This window comes from Paenibacillus cymbidii, from assembly GCF_004764705.1.
Taxonomy (GTDB): Bacteria; Bacillota; Bacilli; order Paenibacillales; family NBRC-103111; genus Paenibacillus_AN; species Paenibacillus_AN cymbidii.
On record NZ_SHLX01000008.1, the window covers coordinates 87,634 to 102,324 of the forward strand.

Annotated in this window: 14 protein-coding genes and 1 other annotated feature; of the genes, 3 read left to right on the top strand and 11 right to left on the bottom strand. The window is 56.4% G+C overall.

What is annotated here, in order from left to right:
• Nucleotides 1-81: 81 nt before the first annotated feature.
• From ypeB to EXY20_RS12920, 6 genes are all read right to left on the bottom strand, one after another.
• A complete protein-coding gene (gene ypeB / locus EXY20_RS12900; RefSeq protein ID WP_135551581.1) occupies nucleotides 82-1,404 on the bottom strand; it encodes a germination protein YpeB in 1,323 nt (440 codons plus the stop codon).
• 143 nt (nucleotides 1,405-1,547) lie between these two features.
• The gene (locus EXY20_RS38890; protein WP_167859201.1) at nucleotides 1,548-1,706 is read right to left on the bottom strand and encodes a hypothetical protein; all 159 of its coding nucleotides are present in this window, start codon (nucleotides 1,704-1,706) and stop codon (nucleotides 1,548-1,550) included.
• A gap of 18 nt (nucleotides 1,707-1,724) precedes the next feature.
• Nucleotides 1,725-2,423 (bottom strand): glutamic-type intramembrane protease PrsW, encoded by a 699-nt coding sequence (gene prsW, locus EXY20_RS12905; protein WP_135551583.1) that lies wholly within the window; start codon nucleotides 2,421-2,423, stop codon nucleotides 1,725-1,727.
• A gap of 54 nt (nucleotides 2,424-2,477) precedes the next feature.
• The gene (locus tag EXY20_RS12910; RefSeq protein ID WP_135551585.1) at nucleotides 2,478-3,728 is read right to left on the bottom strand and encodes a Glu/Leu/Phe/Val family dehydrogenase; all 1,251 of its coding nucleotides are present in this window, start codon (nucleotides 3,726-3,728) and stop codon (nucleotides 2,478-2,480) included.
• 174 nt (nucleotides 3,729-3,902) lie between these two features.
• Nucleotides 3,903-4,511: a genetic competence negative regulator gene (locus tag EXY20_RS12915; RefSeq protein ID WP_135551587.1), complete on the bottom strand. Its 609-nt coding sequence runs from the start codon at nucleotides 4,509-4,511 to the stop codon at nucleotides 3,903-3,905.
• Between the two features lie 274 nt (nucleotides 4,512-4,785).
• Complete coding sequence (locus EXY20_RS12920; protein ID WP_135551589.1) at nucleotides 4,786-5,112, bottom strand: hypothetical protein; 327 nt, start codon at nucleotides 5,110-5,112, stop codon at nucleotides 4,786-4,788.
• Nucleotides 5,113-5,270: 158 nt separating this feature from the next.
• On the opposite strand from EXY20_RS12920, the gene EXY20_RS12925 reads away from it, so the two are divergent.
• A complete protein-coding gene (locus EXY20_RS12925) occupies nucleotides 5,271-6,152 on the top strand; it encodes a polysaccharide deacetylase family protein (RefSeq protein ID WP_135551591.1) in 882 nt (293 codons plus the stop codon).
• Between the two features lie 86 nt (nucleotides 6,153-6,238).
• Here the strand turns inward: EXY20_RS12925 and EXY20_RS12930 are convergent, their stop codons facing one another.
• The 4 genes from EXY20_RS12930 to EXY20_RS12945 all read right to left on the bottom strand — a co-directional run bounded on the left by EXY20_RS12930 (nucleotide 6,239) and on the right by EXY20_RS12945 (nucleotide 10,668).
• Complete coding sequence (locus tag EXY20_RS12930; protein ID WP_135551593.1) at nucleotides 6,239-8,545, bottom strand: thiamine pyrophosphate-dependent enzyme; 2,307 nt, start codon at nucleotides 8,543-8,545, stop codon at nucleotides 6,239-6,241.
• 50 nt (nucleotides 8,546-8,595) lie between these two features.
• On the bottom strand, nucleotides 8,596-9,609 hold the full coding sequence (locus EXY20_RS12935; protein WP_135551595.1) for a 2-oxoacid:acceptor oxidoreductase family protein: 1,014 nt from the start codon (nucleotides 9,607-9,609) through the stop codon (nucleotides 8,596-8,598).
• Between the two features lie 232 nt (nucleotides 9,610-9,841).
• A complete protein-coding gene (locus EXY20_RS12940; RefSeq protein WP_135551597.1) occupies nucleotides 9,842-10,072 on the bottom strand; it encodes a hypothetical protein in 231 nt (76 codons plus the stop codon).
• Nucleotides 10,069-10,668, bottom strand: a complete 600-nt coding sequence (locus tag EXY20_RS12945; protein WP_135551599.1) for a CPBP family intramembrane glutamic endopeptidase — start codon at nucleotides 10,666-10,668, stop codon at nucleotides 10,069-10,071. Before EXY20_RS12945 ends, EXY20_RS12940 begins: the two co-directional genes overlap by 4 nt.
• 119 nt (nucleotides 10,669-10,787) lie before the next feature.
• Between EXY20_RS12945 and EXY20_RS12950 the strand changes: the two genes are divergently transcribed.
• Complete coding sequence (locus EXY20_RS12950; RefSeq protein WP_135551601.1) at nucleotides 10,788-11,708, top strand: hypothetical protein; 921 nt, start codon at nucleotides 10,788-10,790, stop codon at nucleotides 11,706-11,708.
• A gap of 75 nt (nucleotides 11,709-11,783) precedes the next feature.
• Here EXY20_RS12950 and EXY20_RS12955 read toward each other — a convergent pair whose 3' ends face one another.
• Nucleotides 11,784-12,101: a rhodanese-like domain-containing protein gene (locus EXY20_RS12955; RefSeq protein WP_135551603.1), complete on the bottom strand. Its 318-nt coding sequence runs from the start codon at nucleotides 12,099-12,101 to the stop codon at nucleotides 11,784-11,786.
• Between the two features lie 185 nt (nucleotides 12,102-12,286).
• Nucleotides 12,287-12,600: a binding site (T-box leader), on the top strand.
• A gap of 89 nt (nucleotides 12,601-12,689) precedes the next feature.
• Here EXY20_RS12955 and serA point away from each other — a divergent pair.
• Nucleotides 12,690-14,276, top strand: coding sequence for a phosphoglycerate dehydrogenase (serA, locus tag EXY20_RS12960; protein WP_135551605.1), 1,587 nt, complete (start codon nucleotides 12,690-12,692; stop codon nucleotides 14,274-14,276).
• The last annotated feature ends 415 nt before the right edge of the window (nucleotides 14,277-14,691 follow it).

A 14,691-nucleotide genomic window follows, 5' to 3' on the forward strand; every position in this document is an offset into this window, starting at 1 on the left:
TGCGGCGAATTGAACAGTAAAAAAAGAGGAGTTTGTCGACTCCTCCCCGAAAAAACGTCCCGGTTTCTTGGGACTATCATCCTATACGGTTTCGATCTTTTCTTCCAGCCCGGTATTCGCATTCAGAAAAATCCGATAGTTGGCGTTGTTCATTTTCCCCGTAAACTGGTAGCAGAGCACCTCTTCGTCGAGATCGTTTTTAATGATCGCCATCTCGCTGCCGCTCACCTGGAACCCCGGATTCAGCTCCTTCTTCGCCTGTTCCAGCGTCAAGGTCGGAGCCGGCCAGGTGCGTTCCTTATGCTCGAACAAATAGTCCGTCGCCTGCAGACCGATAATATCGCCGTTGTCCAGCGCCACTTTGACGACCACTTTCTCCGGGTAAATGATCGTGTCCTTCGACTTGCCGGCAAACGTCAGGCTGGCGACATTCTGGTATTCGTCGGCACTGACGAGCGTCATCGACGCGTAACCGTGCTTGTCCAGAAACTCCGCCGCCGCATCGCGCGCCGCGCGCGTATCGACCGTCTTGCCGCCCACCTGGCGAAGTGACATGAAAAAGACGAGTTGACCGCCTTTTTTGGCATAATCGAGCTGGACGTCCGTATTCGCCGCTTTGCCGGATACGCTGTACGTATTGTATTCGGTGCCGCCGCCGTTCTCGACAACCGCAAGTCCGGACGGGTCCGCCAGATCGAGAAATTTGGCCGCCTTCGTCTTGGCGTCATCCGCGGAAATGTCGGCGCCGCCAAGCGTCTGTAAGCTTCGCTTCTGCATGACGTTCATCATCGTCGGTCCGTAATTGAGCTCCGGAAACTGCCCGACGCTTTTGTCCATGGTCCGGAAGCCGTCGATGATGACGTTGTCCTGGTTCTCCTTCTGCGAGGCGAGCGCCACTTCGACGTCCATCCAGCGCAAATTGTTTGCCATCACCTTCGCCTGAACGCCCCGCAGCTCTTTCGTGATGTCGGACGAACGCTCGTACAACGTCTGCAGCGCCTTCATTTCCTCGTCCGACAGCGGGTTTTTGGTCAAATCGCGAACGGATGTACGGTACGTAAATTTATTGATCTGATCGAGAAACGCTTCGGTTTTGGTAAAAGGAAGCAGCGTCAGCGGCAGCGCGCTGATTTCGTTCTGCGCCTGGCTCGTCAGCCGCCATACGTTGACCAGCCCTTTGCGATGGTAATCGCCCGCATCGCCGCCCGCCGCCAGCGTATTGCCGAGTTCGGTATGCAGCTTGTCCATATGGTAGGACAAATCGTGGAAGTTGCGCTGGTATTGATTTTCCGCCTTGATGAGAATCGCATTTTTCTCCTGGTTCTCCTGGTAGCCCCAGACGCCGGCCCCGATCAGCGCAACAAGCGTCAACGGGAACAGGATGGCGCTCAATCTGGTGTACATGGGTAAGTCGCTCCTTTTGCGCATAGCCTGTATTGCCCATAGCTTTCGCCAGCGGCAACCTCTTTATGCAGCAACCGGGAGGGCCGTTGCAACAACAAATAACCCCGCTTCGGCGGGGTTATTGCGTTGCAGCCTATTTCTCTTTACTGTTCCTCGATTTCAAAATCATGCTGGTTGCTGCATATGCATTGGCGAAACCCGGTTTCGATTTTTCCTTTTTCCTTGCGGCCTTTCAGGATAAACCGTTCCCCGCATTGTTTGCACCGGATTATCACTTTGACCCCCGTTCCCGTTCCCGTCATACCTGCCCTCCCTTGCGATCAAATGTTGATTTCTTCTTCCCGCCTGACGACCCGAAGCGGCGATCTTGCGTTCGCGCGCTTGACTTTCAACATGCTGCGAATCCACAAATAGGCCATGAGCGGCGTAATCAGCCACACCCAATATTGTTTCTTCATCAATAAAATGTAATCGAACAGGCCGTGGTATATAATCGGAAAAACAAGCGAGTAAACGAGGTAGCGCTTCTCGCGCAAACGGTTGAATTTGGCTTTGCCCAAATGGTAACCCATCATGACGCCGAACAACGCATGGCCGGAAACCGGCAGCAGCGCCCGGTACAACAAATTAGAAAAGCTCGGGAAGCCGACGATCGCATACAGCACGTTCTCCATCGTTGCAAAGCCGAGCGCCGCGGCCACCGCGTACACGATGCCGTCATACGGCTCGTCGAATACCGTATGCTTGTATATGAAGAAATAAATGATGAACCATTTCAGAAACTCTTCGATTACCGCAGAGATGACGAACGAAAACAGCAGCGGATGTTCGCCCTCGCCGCCGATGCCCAGCACCAGCGAACGTTGCAATACCATGGTCGGGAATACGAGCAGCGCTCCGAATACGAACAGCTTCGCCACCATCGAAATCGGCTCCGGTTCGTAGCGGTCTTTCAAGTAAAAATACGACAGCAGCGCGATTCCCGGCGCTATGGCCGCAATCAGGATCGACAGCATCATGCGGGGCGTCCCTCCCTTCCGCTTGTTTCACGCCAGTCTGCCACTGTGTGTCGCCTACACCCATCCGCGATACCTCGAGGCTTCGGCCACTTTGCGAACGCCGGCCATATAAGCCGCCAAGCGCATATTGACTTGCCGGGTCTTATGAATATTATAGACATTTTCAAAGGCGTTTTCCATGACTTCTTGCAGTTTGGCAGCGACTTCTTGTTCCGTCCAGTAATAGCCTTGGTTATTCTGCACCCATTCAAAATAAGAAACGACTACCCCGCCCGCGCTGGCCAGCACATCGGGCACCAGCAGCACATCCCGCTCCGTCAAAATGTTCGTCGCCTCGAGCGTCGTGGGGCCGTTGGCCGCTTCGACTACGATGCCGGCCTGGATGTGCGCCGCGTTGTCGATCGTAATCTGGTTCTCGATGGCGGCGGGAACAAGAATATCGCAAGGCTTGACCAACAACTCGGCGTTCGTAATCGTCGATTTGAACAGCTTGGTCACCGTTCCGAACGAGTCCCGCCGGTCCAGCAATTCCTCGATATCGAGCCCTTGCTCGTCGTATAAAGCGCCGTAAGCATCGGAAATACCGACCACGACAGCCCCCGCTTCGTGCATAAACTTGGCCAGGAAGCTTCCGGCGTTGCCGAAGCCTTGAACGATCACTTTGGCGCCGGCGACTTCCTTGCCCCGTTTCTTCAGCGCCTGGTCGATCATGATCGTGACGCCTTTGGCCGTCGCCGTCTCGCGGCCGTGCGAGCCGCCCAGCACGAGCGGTTTGCCCGTGATGAAGCCCGGCGCGTCGAATTCGCGGATGCGGCTGTATTCGTCCATCATCCACGCCATAATTTGCGCGTTCGTCATGACATCCGGCGCCGGAATGTCCTTGCTTGGGCCGACCATCTGGCTGATGGCCCGCACATAGCCGCGGCTGAGCCGCTCCAGTTCGCGGAACGACATTTGCCGCGGATCGCAGATGATGCCGCCTTTGCCTCCGCCGTATGGCAGATTGACAATGCCGCACTTCAGGCTCATCCAGATCGACAGCGCCTTCACTTCGTCTTCGGTAACGTCCGGGTGGAAGCGCACGCCGCCCTTCGTCGGTCCGACGGCATCGTTATGCTGGGCTCGGTAGCCGGTAAACATGCGCATCGTTCCGTCGTCCATCCGCACCGGAATGCGAACGGTCAGCAGTCGCAGCGGCTCCTTGAGCAGTTCGTACATGTCGTCTCCGAAGCCGAGCTTGCCGAGCGCTTCCTTAATGACGATTTGTGTCGCATGCAGCACGTTGCGGTTTTCCGTTTGGGTCATCGCGCCATCGCTCCGTTTCTTTCCCTGACCTCGCAGGTCGGTTTGGTCAATTATCGCTTATCGTTTGCCGGGCTGCTGCTTCCTATGTATGGAATCCCCTTGGCCGCTCATGAAAAAAGCACCTCAAAAACGAAACCGTTTTTGAAGATGCTTTCCTGGAATCGTTCGGGGAGATCAACGGAAATGGGCGCAAAGCACTTGTACGGCGTTTGCTGCGATTACCACTTTGCCGTATTCTTCCAGAACTGCTCTTGTCACCGAAGTGGCTTCGCCAAACTCGGACAGTACGGCAATCAGCGCGTCGTAGCGTCCTTCCCGTTCCTCGGACTCCTCTTGACTGATTTGCAAAATATAGCAGCCTTTATATGCGAACAACGTTCCTCCATCGTCTACCAACGGAAGAATGACATTGGCCATGCGCACCAGATCTTCGAAGTCGCGGAACGCGTAAGAAATGAGTTCGCTTTGCTCCAGCGTCACTTCCATTTCGTAAACGTCTTCGTCTTCCTCTTGCTCCGCTTCGTTGTCGCGGGGGCCGTCCATCTTGCCGCGAGTGACGATTACGACCATGCCTTGCGCAGGCAAGCCGAACACTTCCACCGCAAGCGGTCCTGTCGCGTCGAACCCGAGCTCCGAGTAAGCCTGTTCCATCATTTCGCTAAACAGCTCATGCACCTTCGGAATCTCCCGCCACAAGTCGTCTTTGTGAATGCCGCGTTCGGACAAATCGTCGAACGTGAGGAAAATCCTGATTTTGTCCGAGGTCAAACGTTCAATTTTCATAGGGGATCCTCCTTGCACGAACAGTTTCTCGCTGCGTCATTTCACATTAATAAAATATGTTTGCTGCCTCAAATGTTTCTTCCGAACGCGGAAAATAATGAGAATACCTCAATAAAGGCACCTCATGGACGAGCGACCGCGCAAGCTGATGCGGCAAAGAAACTACTTGCTAGTATTATAGCATGTAATTTCGGTATATGCGAAAGTAACGAACATGGAAAACGCCCCACTGCCGTGGGGCGCTTTGCAGCGAAGCGGATGCGGGATCGAGACGCTATTGCTTGATGGGCGACACTTCGGCGCCTTCCGCCAGAATATCGTCGATTTGCTGCTGGAGCTGTGGATCGCGGCTGGCGAATTTGTGCACTTCCTTTTCAAGCGACGCGGAATTCGCCTCCGTTTCGCTCAATGGAGCGCGCGGCTGCTGCTCCGCCGGCTTCGAATCCCCGCGATAATGCGCCATCTTATCGGTTGCGATGCTGCCGAGCGTATCGGCCAAACTGGAAAATCCGGCAAAACGAAGCGACCTGCCGCTTCGATTCCACATCACGACTGCCGCGGCGCCCAATACGCCGCCAACTAAAAACGCACCTAGTTTCATCATGGCTCCTCCTGACGTTGTGATGCATCTAGCACGTATTGTTAGCCAACGGCAGCTCCTTGATGCCAGCGAAAAATAGGAAATTCGAACCCCGCAAGCAATTCGGCATTTCATGGTACAATAGGGAAACCGACAAAACAAGACAAGGGGAACCATCCATGAACAGCACGTTCGTTTCCTTGACCAAACAAGGCGCGGCTCTCTTGACCGTTGCGACGCTGTTGGCCGCCTGCGGCAGCACGCCCGCCGGAAGCGGCGGCGCCTCGTCCGCGCCGGCTTCCGCAGCCGTTTCCGCGTCGCTCGCGCCGTCCGCTTCCGCCACTCCCACTCCTGCGGGGTCGCCGTCCGCCGCTGTTTCGATCGCTCCGGGTGCAAGCGCCGCGACACCGACGCCATCTCCATCGCCTGCGGCCAAGTTATACCGACTGAACAAAAACTACGATGTGGTGCCAATCGGCCCAAACGGCAACAAAAAAGTCGTGCTGCTCACGTTTGACGACGGCCCGAAGGACAAAACGATGGTCGACTCGCTGCTCGGCACGCTGGGCAAACACAAAGCCAAAGCGATTTTTTTCGTGCTTGGTTCAAAGGTCAAACAAAATCCGGACCTGCTGAAACAAATTTACGCCAGCGGGCATACGATCGGCAATCATACCTGGTCGCACAGCCAACTTAATAAATTAAGCGACGCCCAAGGCGATGAAGAATTCGACAGCACTCAGCGCATCATCCGCGAGACGATCGGCATCACGCCGGTATTTTTCCGTCCGCCGAACGGCATTTCCACCGACCATCTGAACGAACGTTATCCGAAGGAGCACGTGCTGCGGATGAACTGGTCCAACGGCTCGCTCGACTGGGCAGACAACCAGCACAAGCCGGCGGGAGTGATCCAGTCGGTGCTTGACCAGCTTCATTCGGGAAGCAACATTCTCATGCACGAGCTCGCCTGGACAACGGAAGCGCTGGACGAGCTGTTGACGAAGCTGGAGGCGCTCGGTTATGGCTACGTCGATCCGGCGACTATCGAAACGCCGTAATACCGCCGTTCGCAAACGAAGAGCCGCCGGCCCGATAGGGGCCAGCGGCTCTTTCCATTCATGCGGCGCAACGCAGCGCCGGCTTCTTACAAATATTCGTTTTCGTGGCGAGCTTTCAGCCGCACCCAGCGGCGTTCCACTTCGTTCTCGAAATTTTGCAGCGCTTCTGCGTATTCGACCTTGACCATGTGCTTGGTTTTGCCCATCGTCTTCAGCCAGTCGCCGACCGGCACGCGTTTGCCCTTCTCTTCCGGGTTGTACGTGATCGTCGTTACGCCGCGCTCGATTTCGTAGAGCGGGAAGAAGCAGGAATCGACGGCGGCGCCGATAATTGTCGTGCCTTCCTTCTCTTCCGACAGCCAGTTCAGCGGACACGTGATCAATATTTTGCCGTACACGAGCCCTTCATGCTGCGCGTACCACTGAGCTTTAGCCGCCTTCTTGACCAAATCCTGCGGGAACGATTCCGAACCGGTGAACACGTACGGGATGTTCGTCGCCGCCATGATTTGGGCCGTGTCCTTGTGATGGAACAGCTTGCCGCCCTGGTGCTTGCCGACGTTCGAAGTCGATGTCCGGTGGCCGAGCGGCGTCGAGTAGCTGAGTTGTGCACCCGTGTTCATGTAGCCTTCGTTGTCGTATTCGAGAATAATCATCTTGTGATTGCGCAGCGCCGCGCCGATCGCCGGACCCATACCGATGTCCATGCCGCCGTCGCCCGTAATCATGACGAACGTGAAGTCGTCCTGCAAGTTCAAATGGTCGAGCTCGCCGCGGCGTTTGCGTTCCCAGAACATCTCGACGACACCCGACAGCGTGGCCGCGCCGTTCTGGAACAGGTTGTGGATATACGTCGCCTTGTGCGCGCTGTACGGATAACCGGTCGTAACGACCATCGCGCAGCCGGTATGAAACAGCGATACGATGTCGCCTTCGATGCCTTTGAAGAACAGCTCAAGCCCGGAGAAAATGCCGCAGCCCGGACATGCGCCGTGCCCCGGCGCAATCCGCTTCGGTTTGCCGGTGAGCGCGCGCAGCGGGGGGACCCGAACGTTCAGCTTGCCGGTCGTTTCATCCTTTGTTACCGTAATCAGCCCGGTTTTCAAATCCTCGAACTTCATCGGGTTGAGCACCCGTTTCGGCGCCTTCGTCGGATCGCCCGGCGTATGGCCGTGGTAATCGAACGGCACTTCGACTTTGCCTTTGTGCAGCGCGTCAAGCGCATATTCGAACATCGCATGGCCGTCTTCGGCGTAGAAGTCTTTGCCGCCAAGGCCGTAGATGCGGCTGACAACCATCGTCGAGCTGTTGCCGTGGGTGAACAGCGCGGCTTTGATTTCGTTCGTCATGTTGCCGCCGTAAGCGCCGTACGAATCCGCACGGTCGCCGACGGTAAGCGCCTTGACGTTCTTAAGCGCTTCGGCGATCGCCTTCTGCGGGAACGGACGGATCATGTTCGGCGCAATCGAGCCGGCCTTGATCCCTTTCTCGCGCAGCTGGTCGACGACGTCTTTAATAATTTCCGACGAAGAGTTCATCAGGAACACCGCAACTTCGGCGTCTTCCATCCGGTACAGATCGAGAATCGGATAGTCGCGGCCGGTCAGTTCGGCGTATTCCTGGCGAATCTGGTCGAATACCGCTTCGGCGCGGTACATCGCCTGCGATTGCTGGTAGCAGTTGTTGATATAGTCCGGCTCGTTCATGTACGGGCCGACCGTAATCGGATTGTTGCGGTCAAGCACGTCCGGATAGCCGACCGGAGGCTGCGCGCCGATGAACGCGTGTACGTCCTCGCGCTTAGCAAACGTTTGGACGCGGCGCTTCTGGTGCGAAGTGAAGTAGCCGTCCGACGCGACCATGACCGGCAGGCGCACGTCCGCATGCTCCGCCAGCTTGAGCGCCATGATGTTCATGTCGTATACGGCTTGAGGATCGCGGCACATTACGATCGGCCAGCCGGTGTTGAGCGCAAAGTACAAGTCGGAATGATCGCCGTGAATGTTGAGCGGACCGGATACCGAACGGCATACGAGGTTCAGCACCATCGGGAACCGCGTGCCGGACTGCACCGGCATCTGCTCCAGCATGTACAAATACCCGTTCGCGCTCGTCGCGTTGAATACGCGACCGCCTGCGGTCGAGGCGCCGTAGCACACGCCCGCCGAACCGTGCTCGCCGTCGGCCGGAATCAGTACAACGTCGTGCTGGCCGCTCGTTTTCATCAAGTCCAGAAACTGGGCCACTTCCGTGGACGGGGAAATCGGGAAGTATCCCATAATATGATAATTGATCTGGTGCGCGGCATAAGCGGCCATTTCGTTGCCGGATTCGTATACCATCCGCTGCTCGACTTTGCCTTGCCCGATCTCTCTCTTGATCTCAATCGCCATCGGTCACACATCCTTTTCTCAAGGTAGTTCCTTACGAACGGGCCGGAACGTCATCCGTTGCTGACAGCCAGGTCGAAACGATGCGCAATGCGGTGCGTTTCGCCGTAGCCGTCCGTTTCGCGTTCGCCCGACAGGGCTTCGGTCGGACAGGCGGCGACGCACTTCAAGCAACCTTTGCAATATTGGTAATCGATGCCTTCGAGGAACATCTGCGGACGGCCTTTCTTGTCGGGACGCTCTTCCCAGACGAAGCAGAAATCCGGGCAGACGTTGTCGCAGGCTGCGCAGTGAATGCACTTGTCCTCGTAGTAGTGCGGCATCATGCCCGAGCGGGAGATGCTCAAATCTTTCAGGATGCTGTTGCCCGGGTTCGTCACCATGCCGCCCATCGGCTGCGTGGCGTAACCGAGCACCGGCGTATCCATCCGAACGAACGACGGCATCGAGACGCCTTCCGGAAGCTCGTACGACTGGAATTTCACTTCGTTGAAACCGCGGTCGAACGTGCGCAGCGCCGGATCGACGGCCTGCGGATATTTCTTCTCCAGCGACTTGCGAATGACATCCTTCATGATCTGCGGATCAAGGAACGGACAGAGCCGAAACAAGGCGCCCAGCATTGCCATATTGGCGCGGTTCTTCTCTTCGAGCGAAATGCCGGTCGCGTCGATGACGGCGATTGTGCCGCCGACAATCCGCAGCTTGTCTTTCAGTTCGGCCGGTTCTTTGGTCGAGTTGACCAGCACCGTGCTGTCTTCGTAGATGCCGCTGCTGACGTTGACCGTCTTTGAAAGCGCTTCATGGAAAATGCCCACGACATGCGGCCGCTCTACCGGCGACGTATCGCGAATGTTCGTGTCGATATCGCAGAACCGGATGTGGGCTTTAACAGGCGACCCTTTCTTCTCCGAACCGTACGACGAGAAACTGACGCCGTTAAGGCCGGCGCCGACGACCCCCGCTTCGGCAAGCATCTTGCCGGCGAGGTTCGCGCCGAGCCCGCCGATCGATTCCAACCGAATCTCGAAAAATCCCAATTCATTCTTCTTCGGCAGTATGGACATTCCGTGCGTTCCCCTTTCCTGTACCGGGCGCATGACGCGCAGCCGCAAGGACATCTGAAATGTGACAAAATCGTTACAACTATTATAACAGGGGAATAATTCCGTGGCAACAGATTTGTGACCCGTCCCTCGTGGCCCCATGCAACAAAAGGATGCGCAGCCAATCGACCGACGGCTGCGCCTCATTTCAGATATATAACAGCGGTATTATGGAGTATAACAGTTTACCGCTTCACCATGGCAATCGGTACCCTTCGAGCCAGAACGACCAGCCAATTACTGCAACAATGAGCAGGACGAACATGCCGAGCAATACGCCGAAAAAAAGCGGGGTCCACTTTCGTTTCGAGGACTCGTGCACCGCGCCGCGCGGCGGCAAAAAAAACTCGCTTCGGGCATCGTTGACCGCTGCCGCCCGCCCGTTTCCCGCGCCTTGCGGCAGGCGCTCCGTTCCGGTTTTCACTTGTTATCCCTCCGGTATCTGATGATGCAGCCCATTACAAAATCTATCATAAAATGCGCGAGGATCGGTGTCCATAGACTTCCGGTCCGAATATAAATCCAACCCAGGCCATAGCTGATGCTGAATACGAGCCCTGTCATCAACCAATGCCGCAAATAGCGGATATGAATGGCCGCAAACAGGATGCTGGTCCAATACGGGCCGAACGCATGCTGTACGGCGCCGCGAAACAACAGTTCCTCGCAAATGGCGACGACGAGCGAAATAACGGCGATATGCCACAGCGGCCGATTGCGGAACAGCATGTCGTTGACGCCGCCGTCGTCCCCCACCTCTTCGGGCACGAAGCGCGCGATCAGCAGGTCGGCAATCAGCACGACGGCGGCGAAGCAGGCTCCCCACAGTACGATTTCCTTCGGATCGTCGAATCGCAACCTCGCGAAGATGTCGCGATTATGCTGAAAAAAGAGGACGATCATTCCGATAATAAGAGTGAGCGCTTGCGTTACATACAAATTAATGAGCAGCATCCGGTCGTCGATCGCCGATATATCGACTTTGCGGAGCCGAATTTGCTTCCAATCCCACTTTTTCATCATGCTTCCGCCTTTTGCCGTCATCGTATTCCAATTTGGTTGCGATTCCCCTATACTAACCAAGTGCAGCCAAAGAGGAAGCGGGTTCTAGTTCAAACTTATAGATAGAGGAGCTTACTATGGAAAAGCGGCTTACAAGATCCGACACTGTTTTTTTGCTTCTGTTCATTTTTATGCTGATCTGCGCGATCGGCGCTTTTTTCTACGGCGTCCAGGTCGGGACCAACCGCACGGAAGCCAAACACGCTGACGCCGTCAAGGCGCAGGAAGAAGCAAGCAAAACGTTTACCGCCTACCACCAGACTTATCTCGTCTCCTTTTATCATACGATCTATTTGCCGAATCGCGATTTTCAGAGCGCCTGGTTCAAAGCCATGAACGATCTGCAGACGGGCAAGGGCACGTCCGACCCGGCCGCCACGATCAAGGACCTCGGCAAGCTGGCGGAAGACAAGTACGACGCCGTCGCAAACCAGTCGATGCCGGAATCGTCGCCGCTGCTGAAGGAAGCGCACGAAAACGTGCTGAAGAGCCTCAAGCTGTTCAGCCAGGCGGCCAAAAGCTTCCAAAGCAAAGCCAACGCGCTGAAAGGCAACGTGTTGATGGACGAGCTCGGCAAGGACGCGAATTTCGCCGAAGCGAAAAACTACGCGCTGCTGGCGCAAAAAGGCTTTTACGACTCGATTGTCAAATGGAACGAAAGCTTTACGCTCGATTTGAAGGGGCTCGACCTTCTCGCTTCGGACAAGCTGTCGCTGGCCGACTGGGGCAAGCTGAACCTGAATTTGAAAAATGCGTACCTGGCGCAGCTGCTGGTGAAAGACAAGCAGTTCCAGCCGTTTACGCCGCAGGACCTCGCCGAACGCATCGACGAAACGATCAAGTCGGATCAGGCGAAAAAAATGAACGCCGATTCCGTTCCCCAGCTGGCCGAGCTGTTGATCGGCACCGGCGCCGTCAGATCGGGCGACTTCCTGAACGGCAAGGCTAAGTATTATACGGACGAACCGCTCCCTCAGTTGCCGTTCTTCACGAATTGATTGCAGCAAGCGCAAATCCGCTTCCTGCCGGGCGTTCGACGCCGTGGCGGAAAGCGGATTTTTTTAAGTGCGTCTTCAGTCGTATGCGAAACCGTTCAGCGCCGCTACGGCGGCCATGCCGCCTTCGACGTTGATGGCATTGCCGAAGCCTTGGCGGCGCAAATAATCGCATACCATCGCGCTGCGGACGCCATGCGCGCACATGACGTAAAGCGGCACGCCGTCAGGCAATTCGTGCAGCCGGCCGGGAATCGTTTGCATCGGAAAATGGATCGTTCCTTCCAGATGATAATACGACCACTCTTCCGCTTCTCTTACATCGATGATCGCCGCTTCCCGCAGCTCGCCGTTCGTCAACCGCTTGTGAAACGTTTCGGCATCGATCTGTTCCATTGCGACTCCACCCTCTCCTCCAGCGCTTATCTCGTACAATAACGAAATTCGGCCGACGGAGCAACTTTTCCCGCAACGGAAGCCCGCCGCATTTTAAGATTAATTTGTGACACTTGTCGGACAGCGGCGTTTGCGCTATTGACACCCCTTCGAAGAGCATGGTAAAGTAACCACATTATAGCCTTTCAAAAGCGATGATGGAACCAAACATCCGAACGCCGACAGAGAGCCGGTGGCTGGTGGAAACCGGCGGCATGTACGATGTGGAGCATTCCGGAGCTGCCGCGCTGAACGAAATCATGTAGGCGCCGGCCGGCAAGGAGCCGTTACAGTCCCCGGTTGCGGCAAGGATGACGCGATCGTTTCCGATGATGGATACGATGCGGCGGCACCTGCCGGGCACGAGTCTTGCGATTCGTGCGCGTTTAACCGATGAGGCCGTCCGCGCAAGCGTCCGGCGAACTAGGGTGGTACCACGAAACAGACTCTCGTCCCTTGATACGGCATACGTATGGGGCTGGGAGTTTTTTGTTTTGTCGGGAAACATAGCTTCATGGCAGGTCAAATCTCTAGGGAGGGCATTCAATCATGTACAAAGTATTGGTTTCGGATCCGATCAGCGATATGGGGATTCAGCAGCTGTACGACGCCGGAGACATCGCCGTCGAGAAGAAAACGGGCTTGTCGGAGGATGAGCTTGTCGCCATCATCGGCGAATACGACGCACTGCTCGTTCGCAGCCAGACGAAAGTGACCGAGCGGATCATGGCAGCGGGAAGCAAACTGAAGGTGATCGGCCGCGCCGGCGTCGGCGTCGACAACATCGACCTCGAAGCGGCCACGCAGCGAGGCATCGTCGTTATCAACGCGCCGGACGGCAATACGATCGCTACATGCGAGCTGACGTTTGCGATGATGATGAGCGTGGCCCGGCAAATTCCGCAAGCGTACAAAAAAACGACAAGCGGCGTCTGGGACCGCAAAACGTTCGTCGGCGTCGAGCTGCGCGGCAAAACGCTCGGCATCATCGGAATGGGCCGCATCGGCAGCGAAGTGGCCAAGCGGGCCAAAGTGTTCGGCATGGAAGTGCTCGGCTACGACCCGTTCCTGACGGAGGAGCGTGCCGAGAAGATCGGCGTCAAGCTGCACACCGTCAACGAAATCGCCGAGCAGGCCGATTTCATCACGGTGCATACGCCGCTGACGAACGAAACGCGCGGCATCGTCGGCAGTGCCCAATTCGCGCGGATGAAGAAAGGCGTGCGCATCATCAACTGCGCCCGCGGCGGCATCGTCGACGAAGGCGCGCTGCTTGAAGCGATCGACCAGGGCATCGTCGCCGGCGCGGCGTTCGACGTGTTCGTCGACGAACCGCCGACGACGGACCATCCGTTCCTGAATAACCCGAAAATTATCGTCACCCCGCACCTTGGCGCCTCGACGATCGAAGCGCAGGAGAACGTGGCGATCGACGTTTCCGAGGAAGTGCTGCACATCCTGCGCGGCGAACCGTTCAAAAACGCGGTCAACATGCCGCCTGTGCCGGCCGCTATTCTTGGCAAGCTGCAGCCGTACTTCACCCTCGGCGAAAAACTGGGCCGCTTCGTAGGCCAAATGAGTGAAGGCGCTGTGCAGGAAATCGCCGTCAACTACTCCGGCGAGCTGGCGGACGTCGACACGACGCCGCTGACCCGCTATATTGTGAAAGGCGTGCTTTCCAACCATCTGGGCAGCGAAGTGAATATCGTCAACGCGCTGCACTTGGCCAAATCGCGCGATCTCGGCATCGTCACGCAAACGTCGACGGCGACGAAAGGCTTCACCAACCTCGTCACCGTCAAGCTGCGCACGAAGCAGGAAGAGCGCACGATCGCCGGCACGCTGCTCGCCGGCTTCGGCGAACGGATCGTGCAAATCGACCAGTATCCGGTCGACGTGGCGCCGGCCGGCAACCTGCTGCTCATCTCGCACAACGACAAACCGGGCATCATCGGCCGTGTCGGCACACTGCTCGGCAGCATCGACGTCAACATCGCCACGATGCAGGTCGGCCGCAAAGGGGTCGGCGGCTCGGCGATCATGGTGCTCGTCGTCGACAAGCCGGCGACGGACAATGTCGTCAAGGAGCTGTCGAAGCTCGAGGAGCTGACGAACGTCAAAGAGTTGACGATGTAAGCCAAATCTGGGTTTTGTTGCAATCGCCCGTGCTTCTCGCGCGGGCGATTGTTTCACGAGCAACAAGATTATTCGTCTTCTCCCCCGTTTTCCCGACAAATTGCCGCATCACGCTGCGCAAAACCTAGGCATATCCGAACATATTTCCCTATATGTCAGCATAAAACATGAAAAGCTTTTGAATTGCGAAATAGACCTGAACGGAATATATTCTCCGGAGTCCCCATCTGCCCGCTATCCCCTTCGCTCAGACTGGAACGGAGTTGTCCTCTCCGCAACTTCCTTTCTGCCCGCTATCCCCTTGACTCAATCTCAAGCATCAACAACTTGTATCCCTTTTCAAGAAAAGTGCCTCTTGCGATGCAGTGACACCATTCGGGTATACCCTGCAAACTCGATACATCCAAACACCAAT

What these genes read in the sequence shown, in the direction of transcription:
- EXY20_RS38890 (WP_167859201.1), bottom strand. Translation starts at nt 1,706, where the DNA reads ATGACGGGAACGGGAACGGGGGTCAAAGTGATAATCCGGTGCAAACAA.
- EXY20_RS12910 (WP_135551585.1), bottom strand. Translation starts at nt 3,728, where the DNA reads ATGACCCAAACGGAAAACCGCAACGTGCTGCATGCGACACAAATCGTC.
- ypeB (WP_135551581.1), bottom strand. Translation starts at nt 1,404, where the DNA reads ATGTACACCAGATTGAGCGCCATCCTGTTCCCGTTGACGCTTGTTGCG.
- EXY20_RS12935 (WP_135551595.1), bottom strand. Translation starts at nt 9,609, where the DNA reads ATGTCCATACTGCCGAAGAAGAATGAATTGGGATTTTTCGAGATTCGG.
- serA (WP_135551605.1), top strand. Translation starts at nt 12,690, where the DNA reads ATGTACAAAGTATTGGTTTCGGATCCGATCAGCGATATGGGGATTCAG.
- prsW (WP_135551583.1), bottom strand. Translation starts at nt 2,423, where the DNA reads ATGATGCTGTCGATCCTGATTGCGGCCATAGCGCCGGGAATCGCGCTG.
- EXY20_RS12955 (WP_135551603.1), bottom strand. Translation starts at nt 12,101, where the DNA reads ATGGAACAGATCGATGCCGAAACGTTTCACAAGCGGTTGACGAACGGC.
- EXY20_RS12950 (WP_135551601.1), top strand. Translation starts at nt 10,788, where the DNA reads ATGGAAAAGCGGCTTACAAGATCCGACACTGTTTTTTTGCTTCTGTTC.
- EXY20_RS12920 (WP_135551589.1), bottom strand. Translation starts at nt 5,112, where the DNA reads ATGAAACTAGGTGCGTTTTTAGTTGGCGGCGTATTGGGCGCCGCGGCA.
- EXY20_RS12945 (WP_135551599.1), bottom strand. Translation starts at nt 10,668, where the DNA reads ATGAAAAAGTGGGATTGGAAGCAAATTCGGCTCCGCAAAGTCGATATA.
- EXY20_RS12925 (WP_135551591.1), top strand. Translation starts at nt 5,271, where the DNA reads ATGAACAGCACGTTCGTTTCCTTGACCAAACAAGGCGCGGCTCTCTTG.
- EXY20_RS12915 (WP_135551587.1), bottom strand. Translation starts at nt 4,511, where the DNA reads ATGAAAATTGAACGTTTGACCTCGGACAAAATCAGGATTTTCCTCACG.
- EXY20_RS12930 (WP_135551593.1), bottom strand. Translation starts at nt 8,545, where the DNA reads ATGGCGATTGAGATCAAGAGAGAGATCGGGCAAGGCAAAGTCGAGCAG.